Consider the following 20,842-nt stretch of genomic DNA (forward strand, 5'->3'; position numbering starts at 1 on the left):
TTGAGTAGCGGAACATATGCAATTAATACGTGAGCAAACGTTCTAGCACGCAGGAAAAGCGTTTTTCTTTTCCAAGGAACGGAAAAGCAAGCCAACGAAGAAATTCGATGTGTCATTTTTACCGGACTTTTTTGAACATCCTCTTTAAAGTTTGGATAGACTAATTTGCTTTATCTTCCATTTCTTTTTCTAGCTTGGCAATTTTACTGTCAAACGTGCTTCGGTAGTAGGAGCTATTTACCTTATACTCCAAGCCCTCAATGTATTGTTCCATTTCTTCAAAGCGGGAAAACGGTTTGTCTGAAGCTTCTTCGGTGACTTTATTTATCTGATGATTCGCATGTGCAATATTCTCACGTCCCATTAATTCCATGCGGCGCAGGTGCATGTCCTTTAGCTTATGCTTCATTTCTTCATATTTTTGTTCCAGTGTTTCCAATTGTTCGACTGCTTCTTCACGGGAAGACTTCATACGATCAGCACGTACTTGATATTCCTCATGTTCCTTCATCGCAAATTCACGCATCTGCTCTTCACCGGCTTTTGCTGCAATATTTGCCTGCTTCAATCGCTTATCTGCAATATCTTGTGCCTTATGATACTCTCTCGTGAATTCATCTTTTAGTTTATATTGACGATCTACCAGTTTTCTAACTTTATCCTTTTCCTGTTCACTTTGACGCAGGTATTGATTTAAAGCAGCGATTGGGTTTTTCTGTTCCTTTTGATCCATCATATTGTGTAGATCTGCTGAAATCGTATCTTTCATCCGTGTAAATATGTTTGTAGACATTGAAATTCTCCTTTTTTAGTTATTTATTTCCGACCATTGTCTTTCAAAATTTGTAAACGGGTCATCATCATGTGCCACATGTACAACCGGGTCGCTGTCATCTTTCTTCCAGCTTGAATAAATGAGATACAGTGCATAGGCTGCCACTAAGCCGATCACCGCAAATATATTGGATAATGCGATACTGAGTAAAATCAAGCCAACGATCACCCAGCCAATTTTTCCTGCTGTTGAGCCACTTTTTACGAATTTCTTAAATACTACGTACAACAGCCAAACACTAAGGGCTAAAAAAACCATTGGCCCAAGGTTAGCCAGTAAGATGATCAGAGCAACTAACCCACCGACAAACAACATAAATTTTTTCATCACTTCCGCCTCCTTTCTTTATCCTGATTTCATTTTACCGAGGAAACGAGAAGTCAGTAATGAGCCTGCGCCATATTTTGGAATAGGACTTCAGGCGTATTGGGGTGTAGCTCTTAAGATTCTGCTGAGATAGTATTGTTTTTTCTGCATTGAACAGAAATGATTGGAGTTTTGGATTATGAAGTGTGTGATGAAAGAATAGAAAAAGCCATTAAAGGGTCCCATACCTCCCCTTTAATGGCTTTTTTATGATTTGGCACATCCGAATTCTTCAGCAATCAATTCATATGATTTTTTTCTTGCCTCATAGCTGTGTGTAATCGTGACGATCATGAATTCATCTGTCCCATACAGATCCTCAAGCTCTTCAAGCTGCTGCCGTACCTCAGCCGGGTTGCCAATAATCGTGTTATTTCGCAAATCCTGTATGGTTTCTTTCTCTTTATTGGAAAAGTTATATGCCTTCGCTTCCTCGACAGTTGGTACACCGTCTTTACCCTCGCCTATTTCTTGTTGGACTTTCCAGAGAAAATTGCTTGATGCGAGCTCTTCTGCTTCTTCCGTTGTTTCACCGCAAATAACAGACACAGTAACAATAGCTTCAGACTCCGCCGTAGAGCTTTCACGGTATTTCTTCACAATACTGGGTCCGTCCTTGTCTGTCATAAAGTGGCCAAACGCATACGGTATACCTTTTTCTGCTGCTAAAATGGCGCTTTTTTCACTAGTCCCGAGTAACCAGGCTTTAGGTGGGGCTGCTGGAACCGGGGAGGGTGTAATTTTTGAATACATATGATCATCTGGAAAATCCAAATCACGACGCAGGAAGGTTAGCAGTTCAGACAACGATTCAGGCATTTTACGAACCTGTTCCAGGAAATTATCTGATAGTGCCATGGTAACTTCCGCAGATCCACCGGGTGCACGACCAATACCCAGATCAACCCGCTCAGGATATAATGTAGCTAGCATGTTATATCTTTCTGCGACGTTGTAAGGCTTATAATGTGGCAATAAGACAGCACCTGCGCCGATCCGAATTCGCTCTGTTTGAGAACCAATAACCCCAAGCACGATATCCGGAGCTGGTGACGCCAGACCTGACAAGTCATGGTGCTCGGCAACCCAATACCGGGTGTAGCCTAATTCATCTGCTCGCTTCGCAAGTTCTACTGTAGCAGTTAACGCATCTTTAGGAGTTTTTCCAGAAGAAATCGGTGATTGGTCTAATATACTAAGTTTCATTATGTACCTTCTTTCTTTAGGGAAATCTATACTTCTTCCTCTTTCCCAATCTCATCCACGATTTTCTCCGCAGCTCTGCGATAATAATTACTCATACTTGTTAGTGTTGCTACCATTAATAACTGTTCCAGGTATTCCGCGTCTGTATCTTCCAGTTTCACTACCTCTTTGCTGACTTCTTGTTTATGTGCCTGAACATCTTCCTTAAACATATCCACATTTGTTTCCGACAGCTGCAAATAACGCTTGTACAGATGCTGTAAATCAAAGTCATCTTCTGTCATCTTTGTATTCAGTTTATCCAAGGTCGTTTTCACATCACTGATCGAGAACGCACCCTTCATCTGATAGATCATGCTTATAAGAATCAGATGGTCTTTGGAGTATTTTTTATTTTGAATGGGAAAAAATAATTTACCCTTGGCATAATTATTAATCATTGTTTTTGTCAAAACTTTTTCATCATTATTACGCTTGGAGCCGGCAAATTTATTTTCAAATAACTGTATGACTTGATCCATGTACAAATCAAGATCCGGTATCTCTTCAAAGGATAAGTGGTTATTCAAGTCCAATTCTTGTATTATCGTGTCTATGTTTTTCATCATAAAACTCCATTTTTTGTTTGAGTCTATTATAGTGCAAAATTTTTTTAAAGTAAAACATTGACTACTTAATAACATGCATATATCATGGTTATATAGTTTTTAAAACTACATAGCAAAATAAAGGTGTTGATAATTTGGGAATATACATTCGTGAACCAGTAAACGGGTTTACACATTTGTTCGGGGCAGTTTTATCTTTTGTAGGTCTACTTGCATTAGTTATTAAAGCTCAGGTAACAACAGAATCTGCACTTGCGATAATGGCAGTAATTATTTTTGGTGTTAGTATGATTCTATTATACGCGGCATCTGCCACCTATCACATGGTAGTAGCGAAAGATCGGGTAATTGCTTTTCTAAGACGGATAGATCATTCGATGATTTATGTATTAATTGCGGGTACATATGCACCCCTCTGTTTGATCAGTTTAAATGGTGTAACAGGATGGGTGCTTTTCGCCGTTATAAGTCTGATCGCTATCTTAGGGGTTATCTTCAAACTGGTCTGGTTCCATTCACCAAGGTTGCTATCAACCAGTCTTTATGTTGCGATGGGATGGCTTGTCATTTTCTTTACTCCTGCCCTGGCACCGATTTTAGGTACTGGTGGAATGACGATGCTCATTATTGGTGGCCTGTTTTACACTGTCGGAGCTGTCATTTATTGGCTAAAACCGAAGTTCCTTTCATTTAAACATTTCGGTTTTCACGAGATTTTTCATGTGTTTATATTGTTTGGGAGCCTGTTTCATTTTTGGTGTATTTATGGGTATGTGCTTTGATAAGATAGGTTTATAGAAACTGCTATGATTGCAGATAGTATAATACAAAACTGATAGGGGACACATATTTTCATATCAATATTATGTGTCCCCCCACTCAATTATAGCGCCAATTTGCTAACTAGCTACAACTTCTCATTCATTCGCTCACCCCAATCACGCAAAAACTGATAATACTGGGGTAAGTTCCCAAAAATTTCAACGGCTAATTCTTCATTATACATATGTACAGTCATATTGCGATCATTTACCATACGTAAACCAAGAACTGTCTCATTCTCAGACAACAGCCCGATTTCACGAAAAGAACGTATAACACCCTTAGGAGAACCGATATCTAATCCTTCTATATCATATAAATAATGTTTTGCCGCTTTCCAGCAAGATTCAAAGCTATTTTTAAACCGCTGAAATCCTGCATTTCTTTCGATAGTAGAAGGGATATTAATGTCAAGTATCTCTTGCAACGTATTTAAATTCCTCTCAACGTTTTGAAGTCGGTCGTTTAATCTTTCCATAAATTATTCCTCCCGATCACCTCATGTTTCTGACTCTTGGAATTCAAGGCGATCACCCTCATTTGTTGTTTTCCTCATTATAGCATTACGTAGATGAAGACGGAAAATACAGCAAAAACTTTTCGCGAGCATCCTCAAAATGCTTCCACACTTCTCTTTCCGTGAAATTTATTTTCTCTTCTTCAAACAGCGTTCTGCCAAATCGGAATATCCCTTCTTGTTCATCGTGAAAAACTTTCTTCAGCTCATGCTTTGGCGGAAAAGTATTTTTACCAATAGGATATGGGATGTGGAAAGAAAAATGAAAATCATCCACTTCCTCACTTTTGACAGAGAGATAATACAGGGAGTAATAATCATTTATTTGATCATATTTGCATGCTTCACAATTGGTTATTTCCTTTTGGTACATATCAAAATAATCCCATTTACTCATGTAACCAAATTCCCTCAGATCACACCATCTATCATAATGATCGGAACAGAAATGCAAATTGAATCTTTTATGTGGGAATGGTGGCCTATAAAATGAAAGCTGTGTATAAGGCGAAAGCATGAGCAACTCCATGACACTGTTTTTTGATTGGTAAAATTGCTCCTTTTTTCGATCATACTCGTCCCCTTTTTTCCTTGCTCGAAATGCTTTGGATTGGAATTCTTTTGCCCACCGGCTTAGCCATACCGCCCAAAAGGATAACTGAAGCGTAGCACCCAATTCACCGCTTTCCTTGAACCATTTACGAAGCATTTCTTTCCATTCGTTTTCATAAAATTCCCGCTACCCTTTATTACTCAAAAAATTATGAGTCATCTCCCTTGTTTGACTGGAGGTCACTCCACTTCTTGTAAGAAGTTTAAAAATATACCACCCTATATCTATTACATTAGCTACGGATTTTGATTGCTGAAAAATTTACAAGAACTTAAGAGATTTTTAATAATTAATTTATAAATATTAAGTATAATTAGTTGGTAGAGGCTGAAGTACCTTCTAGCCCCTTGAAGACAAATCAAGTAAATTTATTTAACCAGACTAAATAATTGCATGTTGCTGAAATGAAATCCATGCCTTTGAGGTGCAGTTACTTTATTCTATATAACTTCCATGATCAAGCGTGTTATTGGAAAGGTAATCAAAGAATGAAAAAAAGAAACATCGTGGAGGTATTAACTTGGACTCAACTATCACTTTTATTAATAATTTAAACTTTTTTATGTTCATTTTATTTACACTACTGTATTCGTATAAGATCGTGTATATATTAATTGCATTTAAGGCTAAAAAAGACAATAAGACCGTGCTTGGGGATGTCCATTCCTACAAATACGCAGTGGTTATTGCAGCTCGAAATGAAGAACTCGTCATTTCAGAGCTAATAAAAAGCATAAAAAAACAGAAATACCCCGAAGAATTCATTGATATTTTCGTAGTAGCAGATAATTGTACCGATAATACCGCACAGGCTGCTACAGAATCAGGGGCAATTGTCAGGGAGCGCTTCAATAAAGAACAGATTGGAAAGGGCTATGCTCTCGACTATATGTTTAATATCATCAAAAAGGAATATGCATCCAGAGAGTATGATGGCTTTTTAGTGTTAGATGCCGATAATCTCCTTGATAAGAACTATGTAGCGGAGATGAACAAGACCTTTAATCAGGGATACAGGGTAATCACCAGCTACAGAAACTCTAAGAATTATGATCAAAATTGGATCTCTTCTGGTTATGCGCTCTGGTTTTTGCATGAAGCTGAATATCTTAACCTTCCAAGAATGACGATTCACACCAGTTGCGCCATTTCCGGAACAGGATTTCTGGTAGATGCTGATTTGATCAAAAGAAATGGAGGCTGGATTCATCATCTTCTAACAGAAGACATCGAGTTTACGGTTTCAGAGATTCTTAACGGAGAAAAGATTGGATATTCCAGAAACGCAGTGTTTTATGATGAGCAGCCAATCACCTTCAAGCAGTCTTGGAACCAGAGATTACGCTGGGCGAAAGGTTTTTATCAGGTCATAGGCAATTATGGCAAAGATCTGATCGTCAATATCTTTAAAGGAAACGGCAACAGTTTTGCCAGCTACGATATGGCCATGACAATAATGCCTGCTATGCTCATTGCATGTGCCAGTATTGTGATCAATGGCGTGTTCTTTTTTGGTGGCTTGTTTGAAATATTTGACCAGCAAAAGATTATTCAAGCAACCACTATAGCAATGTTAAAATCCGTTGGTGGATATTACGGGATATTATTTATCATTGGATTCATTACTATAGTGACGGAGTGGAAAAAGATTCATTGTCCCGGCTGGAAAAAAGTCGCATATACATTCACTTTTCCGCTATTTATGTTTACCTATTTACCAATCGCTATCGCAGCTCTGTTTAAGGATGTTAAATGGAAACCAATCGCCCACACAGTGGTGAAATCTATTGATGATGTTCGATAATGATGTGGATTCTTGATTTTCCATCAATACAAAATCGATTCATAAACGTTTTAACGCTTATGATATCCTTTGGGATCCTAATTGCATTCATTATGTTCGAACATTAAAAATACCATTTTATGCTTAGCGGGCATAAGTGGTTTTTTGACAAATAATCAATGAGCTTTAAATCCCCCCTACCTTCTGGGTTCTGATTCTGAAATTCAAGGCAATTTTCCTATTATAGCATTATATCGTTTACATCAACTAAAAAATTCTATAAAACTCAATAAAAAACTCAATCCACCCACGAAAACAGCGGAAGGAATGACAATCCACCTTCGAAAACGCGGCCTGACAGCATCGGATAATTCCTCATCCCCATAAGGGACTACAGCAAAAAATGCACTGTCCATCATTTCCCGGTAGATATTTTTAATCCATGTATTTACGAAAAAGATAAAGCAAAGAAACACGATCCATTTTAACCAGACAGGCAAAACAATGATCCCAAATAGACTAAGACCAACTAACTGGCTATAACTGGCCATATATCCTTTATTACGTAAAAAGGCCTTCAATAGAAATTCAAGCAGGCCATTTTCTTTACTTCGCACCTGGAAAAATCGTCCGGAATTTCGAAATAGCATTGGTCGTTTTCCTTGCTTGACTGGAGGCTTCTCCACTTCCTGTGAGAAGTTTAAGATCAATTTAATATAGCGCACGCGTTCCGATTGTTCGATAGCCAATTCCTGCAGAAAATGGCGATTTGTTTTCACAAATTGGGTCATATGAAAATAGCAAACAAACCCTATAACAAGTAAACTGCCAACTGCCAGCATCATGCTATTCATGTTTAAAATCAGCAAATGCGACACCATAAAAACAGCCGGAAAAACGATCCATTTCGTTACTGTGCGCGTGATTATTTTTTTCAATGATAAAAAAGAAAGCCGGAATGCAATCACTGCTATAAATAAGAACGAGATGTCCATCACTAAAAAATCATAAATAAATACAAGAATCGGTAGTATAACGATAAACATTAGAGCCGTGCTTAAAATGACCCGCAAAACCGAATAAAGAAAACCCGATAACTTCAATTGATATATAAGTTTCTTTCGCTGCATCAGAAACAGCAAATCTGCTTCCAAGAGAAAGGTTCGGAAATTCCCTATTATGAACAGAATTAGAATTAACCCTATTAAAATAGAAAACGGAATTTCCTCACTCCAGTAGAGGTGTATATCCTGCCACATCTCTATATACACAAAAGGAGCAATGATAAGTGCCGGTACGACGACATATAAAATCACAGACCAATCAAAAACAGAACGCAAAACTTTCCATTGAAATTTCCATTCCTCAACGAACCGCCTGCGAAAAAGCTGCCTACCAGTCATCATTATCACGCTCTGTAAGGACACCGAAACAATCAAATAATGAGCCCTGCTGTAAACCACTATCCCTACGAATTTCACCAAGTGTCCCACGCGAAATCACCTTTCCATTTGAAATCAGAATAAAGCGATCACATATCTTTTCAGCTGTATCAAGGACATGTGTGGACATAAGAATACCTGCGTGACGCTCCTTTTCCTGATTAATCATTTCCAGCAGCTTACTTATTGCGGTTGGGTCTAATCCCATGAATGGTTCGTCGATTATGTATAAACTGGGCTGCTTCAGCAACGCAAGCACAATCATCCCTTTTTGCTGCATTCCTTTTGAGAAATTCTCCGGGTAGTGGTTAACCACATGAGACAGGCGAAATGCTTCCAATAGTTTCTTAGCTTTGGAGGTGAATTGCTGTTCGTCCACTTCGGAGACAGAGAATAGAAAATCAAGATGTTCCCACAATGTCAAACCATCATAAAAAATTGGCCTTTCCGGAATATAGGCGTATTCATTTACATGAATACCTCCTTTTGTATGGTTCAGAATTCCGAGTATGGCTTTAATTGTCGTGCTTTTTCCAGCCCCATTGGGACCAATCAACCCGACAATTTCACCTTTATCAATAGAAAAGGAAATATTTTCTAATAGCTTGGCATCAGCTGAATATCCTCCTTCTGTAATGTTAACTGTTAGTACATTATTTTCGCTCATTTATTCCAATACCTCCAATACCCACAGTTCCTATCTTAATTATACCATACACGAAAATGCCCTCATACTTAGTATGAAGGCATTTTGCATTATTCCTCTGAATCTCCCTCTTCAATTTGCCAAGAACCATTTCTTCGTGGATCTCCCCCACCGTACATTCCTTGTGCCTTACCTTGTCCATTAAGGATAACCCCAAGGCCTTGAACACCTCCATAGAAAAGCGGAGAGTCATGTCCGATAACAGAATATCCCATATCACGGAGCCTCTGCATCGTTTCTTCAGGAAGCGCTTCTTCTACATATATAACTTCTTCTTCATTATAAAAACGCGATGCTTCAATGGCTTCTTGTAGGCTAACTCGCCCGTCATCTTCGTTAAACGCATGCTGGTATTGCATGATTGTTTGGAAGAGCATCGCTGGTATACGCCTTCCGCCAGGACTACCAATACCAAGAACCGGTTGCCCACTCTCTTCAAAGATTAACGGTGATACGAATGATCTCGGTCTTTTGCCAGGTTCATATCGATTTATGGATTCGTCGTTCTGGCTGAAGTTTTGCATTTGGTTATTGAGAAAGAATCCATTCATATACCTGCCTGATCCATAAAATTCTCCTAACGAATGGGTGGCTGAGACCATCCTACCCTCTTTGTCCACAATAACAAAGTGTGTGGTATGCCTTGAATCTGCTTCCTCTGAAGGAGAATCAAATAACGTGGATGTATCTGCTTCTGTTATTTCGTCATAAGATATCTCATTGAACATGTCGTCAATATAGGCATCACTCGTAAAAGTTTCATGATCGATCTGGTCAAATTGCGGGTCACCCAATGTATCAACACGATGGCTATAGGTTATTTTTGTAATCTCATTCATGAGATGCATATAAACATGTTCCAGTTCATCATGATTTACCAGTTCCCCAAATGAAAAGTCCTCCGGTATATCCTCATCAGGAAACACTTCTGTAAGATCTATTTTCTCGGCCAATTTTAATGCTTGAAGTACAACCGTACCTGACGAAGGTGAAGCACCACCATAAACGACTTGGTTCCCAATTTCTGTCTTAACCGGTTCGGATACTTGAGGTTCATATGCTTCCAAGTCTTCCGCTGTAAAACCTAATTCCTCTTGGAGCGCCTCTCCAACTGTCCCGCTATAAAATCCATCCGAGCGATTTTCCTGAATAAGCGTCAATGTTTCCGCCAACTCTTCTTGTACAAGGAGATCATTAACTCCTACTACCTGACCACCTGGGAAAAACAACTCCCTATCCTGTGGATCCAGCTGAAGATAACGTACAGCACTGCTTGTCTGCTGATTAAAAATCTCTCCGACTTGAAAACCTTCTTCAGCTCTTTCTATAGCCGGTGCTAAAAGTTCTTCCCAAGCCGTTTCTCCATGACTTTCATGAATGAAGTCCAACCCTTTCACAAGACCTGGAACAGCGACTCCTCTATCCGGCCACTCCCCACTAACTGGAGCGGCTTCTCGATAATCATAGCTGACAGCCCCTTCTTCCGGATCATGATAAAGCATGATACCGCCACCGCCTATACCTGATCCGTATGGTTCAACCACATTTAGCATAAACGAAACAGCCACAGCTGCATCAATAGCATTTCCGCCATCTTCAATAACTTGCATACCTACATCTGCAGCTAACGGGTGAAGTGAACTAACCCCGTAAACCTCGACACGTGGCTCTTCTGCATTATTTGTATTCGTCTCATTTTGGCTGCCAACAGATTCCACTTGTCTATCCGTAAAATCACCACTGGAATACGGCTCTCTGAACGGGTCAAATTCATCTTCAAAATAAAAATTCCAACCAATTAACCCAACCATGACAATTCCTGCAATAATATAGGTGACCTTTAAATAACGATTGACATTCATGATGTGATTTCCACTCCTTCAAGGACACCCGCTTTATCTAAGTCAATGTTTAGTCGTCCGTTTTCCACCGTCCACCAATCATTGTCCAACTCTTTCCGCAGTGTCCTGAATATGCGATAGTCCCGATAAAATTTCGTCAAGCCTTCTGTTTCCCTCGGACGGGTATCTTCAATATACATCGGTACAAACGAAAGTTGCTTGGAACCATCATCTAAGAAATCAAGTTGAGCGATGGCGGATTCCTTCGTTCGGCTCCAGCCCTGATCAAAAACGAAATTTCCCATACCATTCATAACAATTGCGCGATTTCCTTCTGCACCTTCTACGACAGAAACAGGTTCCAGTACATGAGAGTGATGACCAATGATAATATCTGCACCATAGTTAGCTAAGTATTGAGCCAGTTCTTCCTGACGATCATTGGAGCCAACCTGGTACTCATCTCCCCAATGGATATGGACAATCACAATATCTGCCCCGCCTCCATCTTCTTCCTCAGGTGCTTTTGCCTGAAGCAGGCGATCTCTTAACTCCATCATCCCTTGATTCTGTGGTGTGAATACGCCTCCTACATAGTCCTGCGCACTGAATCCTTGTACAAAAACATCCGTAAAGCCAATGATGCCAGCACGAACGTCCTCATTGATATCAAAATAGGACATTTCAGCAGCATCAGTCGCTCCCTCCTCTATTTCCTCTTCTGAGAGGTTCATGGCATCACCGATTCCCACTGTATCAAATGACGCATTTTCGACATGATCCAACGTTTGCTGAAGTGATAAATCACCAAAATCAAGTGCATGATTATTGGCAAAGCTAACAGAGTCAAACCCTGCATTGCTGAGCGCATCGATGGCCCATGGTTCTGAATGAATATGGATATCTTTGTTATGTAATTCCGCATCATCCATCACTGCCTTTACTTCTTCGTCCTCCGTATTTAGTATCGGTGTTTCAAAATTTCCGGTAACATAATCCGATTCATCAAAAAAAGGCTGAACATATTCAAAGACACGGTCCATCGGTTCATTGCTTCTAACAGCAGCATCATGTACATGACGTCCCATCATCATATCGCCAACGATTGACATCCGGTATTCTACATTATCGGCCCTAGTATCAGACGGCACAGAAGCTGAAAAGAACAATTGATGACCGAAAAAAGGAATCGCTAATACAATGATCGCAATGATAGAATCACGTAATGCCCTATCACGATGACGGATCGTCCACAATTTTATTCTTTCCTTAAAAGACAATTCTTTCGACATTTTTAAACGCACCTACTCTAAAATAAATGATAAACCGTAATAATGACAAATGTAAAAAAGGCGATGATAAATGTTGATGAGAATGTGGGTAGAACTCCCTGCTTATGAATGGAATTTGCAATCAATCCAGGCACAATAACCCCTATTCCCCTTAACTCCATAATCGGAAAAGGTGTTAGCGGATAGAGATAATCCATTCCCATCTTCAACAATACCCCTACAGTCAGCATAGCGGCAAACTTGCGTCGTCCATATAATACGGTTACGCGTCCTATTACTTGTGTGACAATGAGATATGTCAGCAAACTGATGACTGCCACTACAACAATATACATTAATTGATCGAAAACGAGCGCAATGTATCCCGGGACAACTAATCCTGCAGGGACAATTCCTGTTTTTTCAGCATAAATCAGTGAAAGCAGAACACCTATAATTATAGCAATATATAAATCTGTACCAAACACGTTGTTCCAACTCCTTCATCAAAGTCCTGCTTATACTTGTCTCCATTGTTTAAGAAGGAGACTCGGCAAAAGCTTTTTCTTTATGGCGTGATTGTTTATTTTGTTTCTTCGTTTCATTAGATTCAGAAACGGTTGTTTTCTCCAATTCCAGTTGTTCCATGGCGTCCGCTAGTTCCTGGCCGCCTCCGTGGATATTTCCAACTCCGTAAATTGAAGTTTTTTCCGGTAGTCCCCTGATATATGCCAATACTTGCCCCGTAGCGTGTTTTTCAAGGTTAATAAGGTTACTTATAGGCAATTTTTTATTTTCATATGCTTGTACAATCGGTGTAACACTTTTTCCTGTCAGGATGAGCGTATCCGCGTCTAATTCGGGGAGCACCTCTTCGGCAAACTGGATGGTCCGATCGACACGATCCTCGCGACAGTTCATAATCACCACATTATTTTCAGAAGGATAATCTTGTTCCTGAATTTTGTTCCAAATATTAATGGTAGAAGTTGTATCATTTGCTGCAAAACCGTTAAAGAAAAAGCTTGGGGCTGATTCCCTGCCAAAAGCATGAACCCGCAGTGCACCAGGATCCACAGGCGCGTTAAGCATGCCTCGGAGCGCGACATCCCGGTCAATCTCAAGGATATCAGCAACAGCCAAACCGATTGCAGCATTTTCGGCAAACATCATAAATGGAAATTCTGTTAAATACGCATCATCGATAAGATCCGTATCCGCAACCACTACTTCACTACCACGACGCCCTGCAATCTCTGCGAAGTAACGATAATAGTGTGTAGGAGGTATGACGACATAACCATTGTGGGGAATAGTGCGACTAAATGCCTCTGCAATCTGGTCAATAGTCGGTCCCATGGCATCTAAATGGTCTTCCATTACATTTGTAATAACCGTGATGTTTGCTTTTACAAAACGTTCCTGAAAAACCTTCTGGTATTCCGGATTCACAGCCATACATTCTGTCACAAACGCGTCTGCCCCGCGTCTTGCTACTTTATTAATCATCACTTTTTGCTCGGAGATGTTTGGCCCTTGCAAGCTTCTGGTGATAGATTCCTCTTCCTCTTTATCCCAATAAAATAAACGAGGGGACGTCCCGGTAGTTTTACCAGCTACACGCTGCCGGTCTTCTTTGATAATTCCCATCACCAACCGTGTTACTGTAGATTTACCTCTAATACCGTTAATAAGGATCCTAGTGGGAATTCGATTTACATTTCTATCCAACTTTTTTCGCTCACGTATCCCTATGTATAAAACAATGACGGCAAAAAACGTCAAATAAATCAGCTCATTCATGTTAAACCTCCTAGTAATCTATGAAATTATACTACTTTTACCATAATTCAACAACTTATAAAACCGATTCGTGATACTAAAATATCAAGTTAGCATATCTCAGATTTTGGTTAGTCGCTCCTTTAAAATATACTCCTATCTTAATATACATGCCGCTTCGACAAGCTTCTAATTTGCGTATAGTATTATATGTCAGAGAGGCAAAGGAGGAAATACAATGGGTAAATGGAGACAAAGAGGGTTTGACAAAAACGGAAACCAAGAGATGTATATGTCAAGATCAAATGGTGGTTGTGGAATGGAAGCAGACACGGAAGATAACTCAAGAAGAAAAAAGAGACGTGATAGTGATAACACCAACGTAAAAAATAGCGGAAATTCTTATGTTAATGTTGATGTTTATATCGACTCTGACCATAAGGCAAAAGTCCGTTCAGATGTAGATTTTAATGAAAAAGAGGATCAAGAACAAGAACAGGAGCAGGAGAAGAAACAGGATAAAAAGAAGCATAAAAAACACTATTAGCAATAAGTGAAGTGGGATAGCTTTTCCTACTTCACTACCATTTTGCAAAAATACGGGCAGCGTAAACGCTGCCCGTAACATTGTCATTGCTAACAATGATTTTGATTCATATCCTTGCTTCCACTATTAAAAACACAGATCATCATCAATCGACAATTCCTGCGCTTTTAAAAGAAAACTGGAGCTTTCTTCTTACTAACTCTGTTTCCAAGACCAGAATGAAGTCTTGACTTAAGTTAAGATCCAGTGCTTTTTTGTACGAGTCAACCAAAAGCTCGTCGGATAGATATTCCATACTGCACCTCCTTCCCACAATGAAATTTGAAAAAGTAGTTTCCGCATCACCTCCTTTCATCAAATGACACAAATGGGAAAACCTGGTTACTCGTCTAAAAGAAAAAAAGCATATCAGAAAGAGTAAGGTCAAATTTAAAACTTGGCCTGATCCCTTGATATGCTACAGGTGTATAGGTTAATGCTTTGCATACGGGTAGCGCTTTACTAAACTAATTTTCTCAAAGTCAGTCACTGCGCGCAAATTATTACATTATTATTTGATATTCAACATTATCGGCATGAAAAAAGATGACACTCGAGGCATCCGAAAGAGCCTAAAAACAACCCTAGAATGGGATACTATCCATACAACTGTTGCTTCATTTGTATATAATAGTGATCACGAAGGGTGTTGGATAACCTGAATGAAGATCCTCCTTTATTATAGAAATAATTAAATGCATCCTCATCCTTTAATGAAAAAGAATTTGAAAAATTAATGAACAGGAGGATTTTTATGGGATTTGGAATTTGTGGCTGTGGGTATCAACAACCTGTTGTCCAACCTAAAACTGGTGGTGGAACAAGTGAAACAAAGCAAAAATTAGAGATCAAAGACATAGAAGCAGAGTGAGTTTTCGGCCCGGAATATTTTTGTGATAATTATTAAACAAGAGAATATAATTAAATGATTGCCACCAAACTCACGTCACGATATGTATAGATTTACGACCAGGGGGGTGTTTCATTGGGCTTTTTTGATAATCATGGACTGAGTTTCAGGCAGAAAAAAGCATTGGAAAGTGACCGTACTTCCGATTTATTAGGCATTGAAAACGCAAATAAGGAAGCGAAAATCCCTGAGATTGAGTCCGACAAAGAAATTGAAAGATCACTTAAATACGGATTGGAAGCCGCCCCTTCCATCGGAGACCGTACGATATCCACGTTTACACGGGAATCAAGACCCCCTCAAGCTGGAATTGCTACTTTTTTGCGTACCCCATTTTTAGAAGATGTCCGTCGCGTGGGGGAATATGATGTGGCCTTTATCGGGGTTCCGTTCGATATTGGAACAACATACCGTGCCGGCACCAGATTTGGACCTGAAGCCTTACGACGAATTTCAAAACTATATAATACTTATAGTTTTGAATTAGGTGTGGATTTGAAGGAATCCCTGAGGATGTGTGATATTGGTGATATTTTTACAATAGCAAATATCGAGAAGAGTTTTGACCAAATCTATAAAGCTGTATCCTATGTGTTTTGTCAAGGGACGTTTCCTGTGATGCTTGGTGGCGACCATTCGATCGGCTATCCTGCCCTGAGGGCTATTGCTGACAATATGGATGGAAAAGTCGGTATTATTCATCTGGATCGCCATCTTGACCTGCAGGAGAAAGATATGGATGAACGAATGCATACAACGCCTTGGTTTCACGCCACAAACATCCCAAATGCTCCACCTGAAAATCTCGTCCAGGTGGGAATAGGCGGATGGCAAGTACCAAGAGAAGCTGTACAAAATGTAAGGAAATTCGATACGACAGTTATTACAATTGGTGATATTGAAAGAATCGGTGTTGATAAAGCAGCAGAAATTGCATTAGAGAAAGCATGGAGAGGTGCAAAAGCCGTTTATTTAAGTGTTGACATCGATAGCTTTGATAGTGGGTTTGTACCTGGAACCGGATGGCCGGAGCCTGGCGGTTTCTTGCCCAGAGAAGGATTGCAATTTATTAGTAAAGTGGCGGGTGTTGGTGTTTGTGGAATGGAACTTGTGGAAGTGTCCCCACCATATGATGTCAGTGATCAAACCGCACTATTAGGTACAAGAGTTATTTCAGATGTACTTGGTAATATGGTAAAAGAAGGGAAGCTTGGGAAGCAATTTTCGTAAGCTATAAGATAAATTTCAACTGCTGCTATATCTATAGCGGCTGTTTTTTTACAAAAAGGAGTTGTGCCAACCCAATGAATGCTATTGAAATAACAAATGTGACCTATCGCTATGAAAACGATACAGATGCGTTAAAAAATCTCACCTTACAAATTCCTCACGGGGCAAAAGTAGCGTTACTTGGTCCAAATGGTGCAGGAAAATCTACATTGTTACATCATTTAAATGGATTAAAAATTCCAGACGAAGGCTCTGTTACCATAATGGGAAATCCATTAACGAAAAAAACCGCTCCCTCCATTCGTCAGCAAGTAGGACTAGTCTTTCAAGATCCGGATGATCAGGTATTTTCCGGAACCGTTTGGGAGGATGTGGCGTTTGGACCGCGTAATTTAAACATGGTTGAAAACGATATTAAAGAAGTATGTCGGGCTGCTTTAGGAAATGTGGGAATGCTTGAGCATAAGGATAGAACTCCCTATCATTTGAGCTATGGGCAAAAGAAAAGAGTCGCCATTGCCGGCATCCTCGCCATGAGACCGGATATCGTTATATTGGATGAACCTATGGCATTTTTAGATCCTGCAGGTCAGGATGATATTGCGGGGCTCTTGCAAGGCTGGCACTATATGGGCAAGACAATCCTTCTCTCGACACATGATGTGAATTTTGCCGCTTCATGGGCCGATATGGTTGTCCTGCTCAAAGACGGAGAAATTCTGGCAGCTGGTGACATTCATTTGTTGGTTAATGAAAAGTGGATTAGAGAGGCAGACTTGCATCTACCTATTATTGCAAGACTATTTAAAATGCTTCCGGAGCTGACACCTGACTCTCTCCCTATTAATGAACATGAAGCATCCCGAATGTTATTCAAGCAATTTAATGCTAGAAATAACAAATACATATACTAATTACTCCAGCTTTCGATTCAGATAATGATTGGCTGTTTCGAAAGTTGGATTACTGATTATTTCCATTCGAATCGTTCGCTTCCTGATCACCCATGACATTGTTTTCAAATTCCTCTGTGTTAATATCATTAAGTGACACTGGGCCATTCTCTGATAGAAGCTCCTTTAATTTCTCTGCATCACTAAGTGCTGCTAAGCCGACTAATAATGTCCCGGACAAATCTTCCACATGTAAATCTTATATTTTATAGTTAATATTCTCTACATTCATCCGCTAATTCGGAAAAAGGAAATATTTGTGCATATGCGCCGGGAGGGCCTGTTGAATACAAGCATCTTAATGTAAAACATTGGCCTTCACAAGATTATGAGAAGCCACATCCCGAAGGATTTTTACACACCTTGCACCATAAACAGTATCTGAATAATTATATACCACATAGACCAAAACCAATTGATTATAGTCAGCGACAAATGGCACCTTTCAGTGAATATTAATATTAGAAAAGCCGGGTGGAATTTGAGTTTGAATTCCACCCGGCTTTTCTTATGTCATTTCCATTTTTATTTTAATAGCTTGGCCGGCATAATCATTCTCTTCCTACAATATAGTTAAATGAATAAACATGATATTTCTGCCAAAGAAGGGGGGATATTTTTGCATATAGCCGATGGTGTATTGGACATCACTGTTGCGGTCACAACAACAGTAGGGGCAGTTGGCATACTGGCCTATTCTCTAAAAGGGACGAAAGAAGAAGAAATCCCGAAAATCAGCCTGCTTGCTGGTGCCTTTTTTGTTGCATCCTTAATCAATATACCGATTGGCCCTACCTCTGTTCACCCTTTGTTAGGTGGATTCCTTGGTTTGATCTTAGGGCGTCGTGCCCCTGTTGCTATCGTTATCGGCTTAGTACTCCAGGCTATTTTGTTTCAGCACGGTGGAGTTAGTACGTTTGGTGCCAATACATTATTAATGTCCATTCCAGCACTCTTCATCTACTGGCTATCAAGCTTTTTTCACCGAATCCCTTTATTTTGGCGTGGTTTTACTGCCGGTTTTTCCGCAATTGGAATCGGTGTTTGTTTATTAATTATTCTCCTTCTTTTCTCTGATCAGCGATATGGCGTGGGTACGTTTTCTGTCATTCGAGTTGTGTTTTTGGCTTATTTGCCGCTTGCACTCATGGAAGGGGTTCTAACAGGTTTTGCTGTGAAACATTTATACGCCATGAAACCCAGTCTCTTCGCGAGTAATGTAACAAATGACGGAGGTGATAAAAAAGAAACATGAATAATAAAAAAGTAATCCTATTCGCAGTGATATGCGTTTGCTTGTGCTTTTCCACATTATTTCATCCGCAAGCTGCTTTCGCACATCGCATGGTCATTGAACAAGTAGAAGACGGGCTTGTTCATGTTCGCTATGACGATGGAGCGTCTGCTGGTTTAGCAATTGTCTCTGCTTTCGACGAAGACGGGGAGCTTCTTGATGAGGGCGAAACAGATGAAGATGGGTATTTTCATTATGAGAAAGGACTTGACGTACATCGTTTTGCCGCTGATGACGGAATGGGGCACCGGGCCACATTCGTCAGTGGTGAAGAGAACACGGTGGATACTATTCCACTCTATATCAGAGCTTTATTAGGTGTTTCTATTTTACTATTTACTGCTTCAAGCTTTTACTACCGCAGTAAAAAAACGAAGAGGTGAAATTTTTAATGACAATAAGAAAGACAATAGTAATGGCTGCCGTGATCATTGCTTGTATGTCCATTTTTTCCCTAAACGTTTCAGCACATGAACTCTATATTGAGGTAGAGGAATTTACAGAAAGTGAAGAACTGCGTGTAGATGTATTATGGGGGCATATTCGTGATTATGTTGACGAAGCCAATATAGAAGATTTTCAATTACACGTTCGTTATCCAAATGGAGATACTGATCAACTGGAATTAGAAGAGGTTGGTGTTCATTCAAGAGCTTATGTACCTATAACAGATGAAGGTGCTTATACATTCTGGGCGGAAAGAACGCCAAGTACATATACGCCTGACGATGGTATTGCGCAATTAAGCAATCAATTTGCTAAACAGATTTACCATGTTGGCGGCGCTAGCTCAAATTCAGAAGAAGCGATTGAAGCACAACTAGAGATCATTCCGAATGAGGACACAGCACATTTTTCTACAGGGGATTTTAGTGGAACGATTCGATTGGATGGAAGTGAGATAGCAGATGCAACTGTAACAGCCTATGGGCCTGAGCATGAAGTATTAGAAGGTGTTACGGATGATGATGGAACGTTTAATTTTACATTTGATTCAACTGGAAAATGGTTAATAAAGGCAAATGCAGAAGTTGATGAGGCCGGAGACATCGACGGAGAAGAATATGAAATCACAAGTCATACAACAACATTACTGGTTAATACAGGAGAAGCAGATGCAGAGGATGCAGAAGAGGGGTCCAACATGTGGTCATTTATCGCAATGCTTGTAGTAGGTTTATTAGTTGGAGCTTCTGTCATATTGATTTTTCTAAGGAAAAAGTAACATGTAGGGCGGTGAATATGTTTGGTTAATAATAGCGGGGACGGGGCTTTGGAAATATCACAATGGGCGCTTGATTGGGAACCAAGAGCAAAGTTAGTTGCAGGTCTTTTTTTCATTTTTGGGGTAATAAGTTTAACGACAACCGCAATTGCAACGATTGCTTATGTGACTTCATTTATGATCGTCGTTTTCATGAGAATACCCCTTACACTGCTTTTTAAAAGGTATTTAATCATTACACCATTTCTTCTGTTAATGACTGTCCCGTTATTATTCGGCCAAGGCTTTTTCGTCTCAGATAATTTGGCCTTTGCTACATTAATCCTTATTAAAGCATTCACGTCGATGAATGTCATTACAATCATCCTGGATTCACAATCACTGGATCAATTTATGAATAGCCTGGCAGATTTAAAAGTTCCTCCCCTACTTATTACCGTTTTAATACTTTCCTACCGCTATGTATTTCTATTTCTGGATGACATTCAAAAGATGCAAATAGCAATGAAATCACGCTTCTTTAACGGGGGCTTGAGCATAAGGGCTTTAAAAGTGTACGGTCAACTTATAGGAACGTTAATCATTCGATCAATGGACCGTGCTGAGCGTATGTATGAGGCAATGGCATCACGTTGTTTCAATGGAAAGTTACGCTTTGAAAAATCGCCAAAAATGACGCAATGGGATTTTTTTAAGACAGCTGCTGCTGTTGTGATTATTGTTGGTTTGATTATTGTTGAGAGGGGTTATGTGGTTTGAGGTGGGGATACAGGTAATCGCCGTATATGTAGGGATCGATTGGAATATTAAATAAAATATACAAAAATACATTTTTTTCTATGCTAAACTATA

23 protein-coding genes are annotated in these 20,842 nt (G+C 39.7%); 9 read left to right on the forward strand and 14 right to left on the reverse strand.

The window, feature by feature from the left end; translation table 11 throughout:
• Positions 1 to 160 precede the first annotated feature (160 nt).
• The 4 genes from KFZ58_RS12520 to KFZ58_RS12535 all read right to left on the reverse strand — a co-directional run bounded on the left by KFZ58_RS12520 (position 161) and on the right by KFZ58_RS12535 (position 3,012).
• Positions 161 to 793: a PspA/IM30 family protein gene (locus KFZ58_RS12520; RefSeq protein ID WP_235791636.1), complete on the reverse strand. Its 633-nt coding sequence runs from the start codon at positions 791 to 793 to the stop codon at positions 161 to 163.
• 15 nt (positions 794 to 808) lie between these two features.
• Entirely contained in the window at positions 809 to 1,162 is a 354-nt protein-coding gene (locus tag KFZ58_RS12525; protein WP_235791637.1) for a lmo0954 family membrane protein, read from the reverse strand.
• 246 nt (positions 1,163 to 1,408) lie between these two features.
• The gene (locus KFZ58_RS12530) at positions 1,409 to 2,407 is read right to left on the reverse strand and encodes an LLM class flavin-dependent oxidoreductase (RefSeq protein ID WP_235791638.1); all 999 of its coding nucleotides are present in this window, start codon (positions 2,405 to 2,407) and stop codon (positions 1,409 to 1,411) included.
• 26 nt (positions 2,408 to 2,433) lie between these two features.
• On the reverse strand, positions 2,434 to 3,012 hold the full coding sequence (locus KFZ58_RS12535) for a DUF1836 domain-containing protein (protein ID WP_235791639.1): 579 nt from the start codon (positions 3,010 to 3,012) through the stop codon (positions 2,434 to 2,436).
• A 137-nt stretch (positions 3,013 to 3,149) separates the two neighbouring features.
• On the opposite strand from KFZ58_RS12535, the gene trhA reads away from it, so the two are divergent.
• Positions 3,150 to 3,797, forward strand: a complete 648-nt coding sequence (gene trhA / locus KFZ58_RS12540) for a PAQR family membrane homeostasis protein TrhA (protein WP_235791640.1) — start codon at positions 3,150 to 3,152, stop codon at positions 3,795 to 3,797.
• Positions 3,798 to 3,922: 125 nt separating this feature from the next.
• Here trhA and KFZ58_RS12545 read toward each other — a convergent pair whose 3' ends face one another.
• Both KFZ58_RS12545 and KFZ58_RS12550 read right to left on the reverse strand, forming a co-directional pair.
• Positions 3,923 to 4,315: a nucleotidyltransferase substrate binding protein gene (locus KFZ58_RS12545; RefSeq protein ID WP_235791641.1), complete on the reverse strand. Its 393-nt coding sequence runs from the start codon at positions 4,313 to 4,315 to the stop codon at positions 3,923 to 3,925.
• 85 nt (positions 4,316 to 4,400) lie between these two features.
• Positions 4,401 to 5,063, reverse strand: coding sequence for a hypothetical protein (locus KFZ58_RS12550; protein ID WP_235791642.1), 663 nt, complete (start codon positions 5,061 to 5,063; stop codon positions 4,401 to 4,403).
• A gap of 424 nt (positions 5,064 to 5,487) precedes the next feature.
• Between KFZ58_RS12550 and KFZ58_RS12555 the strand changes: the two genes are divergently transcribed.
• The gene (locus KFZ58_RS12555) at positions 5,488 to 6,771 is read left to right on the forward strand and encodes a glycosyltransferase family 2 protein (protein WP_235791643.1); all 1,284 of its coding nucleotides are present in this window, start codon (positions 5,488 to 5,490) and stop codon (positions 6,769 to 6,771) included.
• A gap of 242 nt (positions 6,772 to 7,013) precedes the next feature.
• On the opposite strand, the gene KFZ58_RS12560 is transcribed toward KFZ58_RS12555, so the two are convergent.
• From KFZ58_RS12560 to pgsB, 6 genes are all read right to left on the reverse strand, one after another.
• Entirely contained in the window at positions 7,014 to 8,156 is a 1,143-nt protein-coding gene (locus tag KFZ58_RS12560; RefSeq protein WP_235791644.1) for an ABC transporter permease, read from the reverse strand.
• On the reverse strand, positions 8,143 to 8,859 hold the full coding sequence (locus KFZ58_RS12565; RefSeq protein WP_235791645.1) for an ABC transporter ATP-binding protein: 717 nt from the start codon (positions 8,857 to 8,859) through the stop codon (positions 8,143 to 8,145). The genes KFZ58_RS12560 and KFZ58_RS12565 overlap by 14 nt, the downstream gene beginning before the upstream one ends.
• A gap of 89 nt (positions 8,860 to 8,948) precedes the next feature.
• Positions 8,949 to 10,760 carry a gamma-glutamyltransferase family protein gene (locus KFZ58_RS12570; RefSeq protein WP_235791646.1) on the reverse strand — a complete coding sequence of 604 codons (1,812 nt, stop codon included), beginning with the start codon at positions 10,758 to 10,760 and terminating at the stop codon, positions 8,949 to 8,951.
• On the reverse strand, positions 10,757 to 12,031 hold the full coding sequence (locus KFZ58_RS12575) for a CapA family protein (RefSeq protein ID WP_235791647.1): 1,275 nt from the start codon (positions 12,029 to 12,031) through the stop codon (positions 10,757 to 10,759). The genes KFZ58_RS12570 and KFZ58_RS12575 overlap by 4 nt, the downstream gene beginning before the upstream one ends.
• Positions 12,032 to 12,048: 17 nt before the next feature.
• Positions 12,049 to 12,498 (reverse strand): poly-gamma-glutamate biosynthesis protein PgsC, encoded by a 450-nt coding sequence (gene pgsC / locus KFZ58_RS12580; protein ID WP_235791648.1) that lies wholly within the window; start codon positions 12,496 to 12,498, stop codon positions 12,049 to 12,051.
• Positions 12,499 to 12,547: 49 nt separating this feature from the next.
• The gene (gene pgsB / locus KFZ58_RS12585) at positions 12,548 to 13,813 is read right to left on the reverse strand and encodes a poly-gamma-glutamate synthase PgsB (protein ID WP_235791649.1); all 1,266 of its coding nucleotides are present in this window, start codon (positions 13,811 to 13,813) and stop codon (positions 12,548 to 12,550) included.
• Positions 13,814 to 14,030: 217 nt separating this feature from the next.
• Here pgsB and KFZ58_RS12590 point away from each other — a divergent pair, with 217 nt between their 5' ends.
• Positions 14,031 to 14,339: a hypothetical protein gene (locus tag KFZ58_RS12590; protein ID WP_235791650.1), complete on the forward strand. Its 309-nt coding sequence runs from the start codon at positions 14,031 to 14,033 to the stop codon at positions 14,337 to 14,339.
• Between the two features lie 145 nt (positions 14,340 to 14,484).
• Here KFZ58_RS12590 and KFZ58_RS12595 read toward each other — a convergent pair whose 3' ends face one another.
• Positions 14,485 to 14,634, reverse strand: a complete 150-nt coding sequence (locus KFZ58_RS12595) for a sporulation histidine kinase inhibitor Sda (protein WP_235791651.1) — start codon at positions 14,632 to 14,634, stop codon at positions 14,485 to 14,487.
• Positions 14,635 to 15,363: 729 nt separating this feature from the next.
• Here KFZ58_RS12595 and KFZ58_RS12600 point away from each other — a divergent pair.
• Both KFZ58_RS12600 and KFZ58_RS12605 read left to right on the forward strand, forming a co-directional pair.
• Entirely contained in the window at positions 15,364 to 16,518 is a 1,155-nt protein-coding gene (locus KFZ58_RS12600; RefSeq protein ID WP_235791652.1) for an agmatinase family protein, read from the forward strand.
• A 74-nt stretch (positions 16,519 to 16,592) separates the two neighbouring features.
• A complete protein-coding gene (locus tag KFZ58_RS12605) occupies positions 16,593 to 17,432 on the forward strand; it encodes an ATP-binding cassette domain-containing protein (RefSeq protein ID WP_235791653.1) in 840 nt (279 codons plus the stop codon).
• Positions 17,433 to 17,481: 49 nt separating this feature from the next.
• On the opposite strand, the gene KFZ58_RS12610 is transcribed toward KFZ58_RS12605, so the two are convergent.
• Positions 17,482 to 17,661, reverse strand: coding sequence for a hypothetical protein (locus KFZ58_RS12610; RefSeq protein WP_235791654.1), 180 nt, complete (start codon positions 17,659 to 17,661; stop codon positions 17,482 to 17,484).
• A 387-nt stretch (positions 17,662 to 18,048) separates the two neighbouring features.
• On the opposite strand from KFZ58_RS12610, the gene KFZ58_RS12615 reads away from it, so the two are divergent.
• Genes KFZ58_RS12615 through cbiQ form a run of 4 tightly spaced genes read left to right on the forward strand, consistent with a single transcriptional unit; the run spans position 18,049 to position 20,749 of the window.
• A complete protein-coding gene (locus KFZ58_RS12615; protein WP_255694832.1) occupies positions 18,049 to 18,726 on the forward strand; it encodes a CbiM family transporter in 678 nt (225 codons plus the stop codon).
• The gene (locus KFZ58_RS12620; RefSeq protein ID WP_235791656.1) at positions 18,723 to 19,148 is read left to right on the forward strand and encodes a hypothetical protein; all 426 of its coding nucleotides are present in this window, start codon (positions 18,723 to 18,725) and stop codon (positions 19,146 to 19,148) included. Before KFZ58_RS12615 ends, KFZ58_RS12620 begins: the two co-directional genes overlap by 4 nt.
• Before the next feature lie 8 nt (positions 19,149 to 19,156).
• Complete coding sequence (locus tag KFZ58_RS12625) at positions 19,157 to 19,990, forward strand: DUF4198 domain-containing protein (RefSeq protein ID WP_235791657.1); 834 nt, start codon at positions 19,157 to 19,159, stop codon at positions 19,988 to 19,990.
• A 21-nt stretch (positions 19,991 to 20,011) separates the two neighbouring features.
• Complete coding sequence (cbiQ, locus tag KFZ58_RS12630) at positions 20,012 to 20,749, forward strand: cobalt ECF transporter T component CbiQ (protein ID WP_235791658.1); 738 nt, start codon at positions 20,012 to 20,014, stop codon at positions 20,747 to 20,749.
• Positions 20,750 to 20,842 lie beyond the last annotated feature (93 nt).

This window comes from Virgibacillus sp. NKC19-16 (genome assembly GCF_021560035.1).
Taxonomy (GTDB): Bacteria; Bacillota; Bacilli; order Bacillales; family Amphibacillaceae; genus Virgibacillus_L; species Virgibacillus_L salidurans.

Excerpts from the sequence above, each read along its gene's own strand:
- KFZ58_RS12520 (WP_235791636.1), bottom strand. The coding sequence starts at position 793 with ATGTCTACAAACATATTTACACGGATGAAAGATACGATTTCAGCAGAT.
- KFZ58_RS12525 (WP_235791637.1), bottom strand. The coding sequence starts at position 1,162 with ATGAAAAAATTTATGTTGTTTGTCGGTGGGTTAGTTGCTCTGATCATC.
- KFZ58_RS12530 (WP_235791638.1), bottom strand. The coding sequence starts at position 2,407 with ATGAAACTTAGTATATTAGACCAATCACCGATTTCTTCTGGAAAAACT.
- KFZ58_RS12535 (WP_235791639.1), bottom strand. The coding sequence starts at position 3,012 with ATGAAAAACATAGACACGATAATACAAGAATTGGACTTGAATAACCAC.
- KFZ58_RS12545 (WP_235791641.1), bottom strand. The coding sequence starts at position 4,315 with ATGGAAAGATTAAACGACCGACTTCAAAACGTTGAGAGGAATTTAAAT.
- KFZ58_RS12550 (WP_235791642.1), bottom strand. The coding sequence starts at position 5,063 with ATGCTTCGTAAATGGTTCAAGGAAAGCGGTGAATTGGGTGCTACGCTT.
- KFZ58_RS12560 (WP_235791644.1), bottom strand. The coding sequence starts at position 8,156 with ATGATGACTGGTAGGCAGCTTTTTCGCAGGCGGTTCGTTGAGGAATGG.
- KFZ58_RS12565 (WP_235791645.1), bottom strand. The coding sequence starts at position 8,859 with ATGAGCGAAAATAATGTACTAACAGTTAACATTACAGAAGGAGGATAT.
- KFZ58_RS12570 (WP_235791646.1), bottom strand. The coding sequence starts at position 10,760 with ATGAATGTCAATCGTTATTTAAAGGTCACCTATATTATTGCAGGAATT.
- KFZ58_RS12575 (WP_235791647.1), bottom strand. The coding sequence starts at position 12,031 with ATGTCGAAAGAATTGTCTTTTAAGGAAAGAATAAAATTGTGGACGATC.
- pgsB (WP_235791649.1), bottom strand. The coding sequence starts at position 13,813 with ATGAATGAGCTGATTTATTTGACGTTTTTTGCCGTCATTGTTTTATAC.
- KFZ58_RS12590 (WP_235791650.1), top strand. The coding sequence starts at position 14,031 with ATGGGTAAATGGAGACAAAGAGGGTTTGACAAAAACGGAAACCAAGAG.
- KFZ58_RS12595 (WP_235791651.1), bottom strand. The coding sequence starts at position 14,634 with ATGGAATATCTATCCGACGAGCTTTTGGTTGACTCGTACAAAAAAGCA.
- KFZ58_RS12605 (WP_235791653.1), top strand. The coding sequence starts at position 16,593 with ATGAATGCTATTGAAATAACAAATGTGACCTATCGCTATGAAAACGAT.
- KFZ58_RS12615 (WP_255694832.1), top strand. The coding sequence starts at position 18,049 with ATGAATAAACATGATATTTCTGCCAAAGAAGGGGGGATATTTTTGCAT.
- KFZ58_RS12620 (WP_235791656.1), top strand. The coding sequence starts at position 18,723 with ATGAATAATAAAAAAGTAATCCTATTCGCAGTGATATGCGTTTGCTTG.
- KFZ58_RS12625 (WP_235791657.1), top strand. The coding sequence starts at position 19,157 with ATGACAATAAGAAAGACAATAGTAATGGCTGCCGTGATCATTGCTTGT.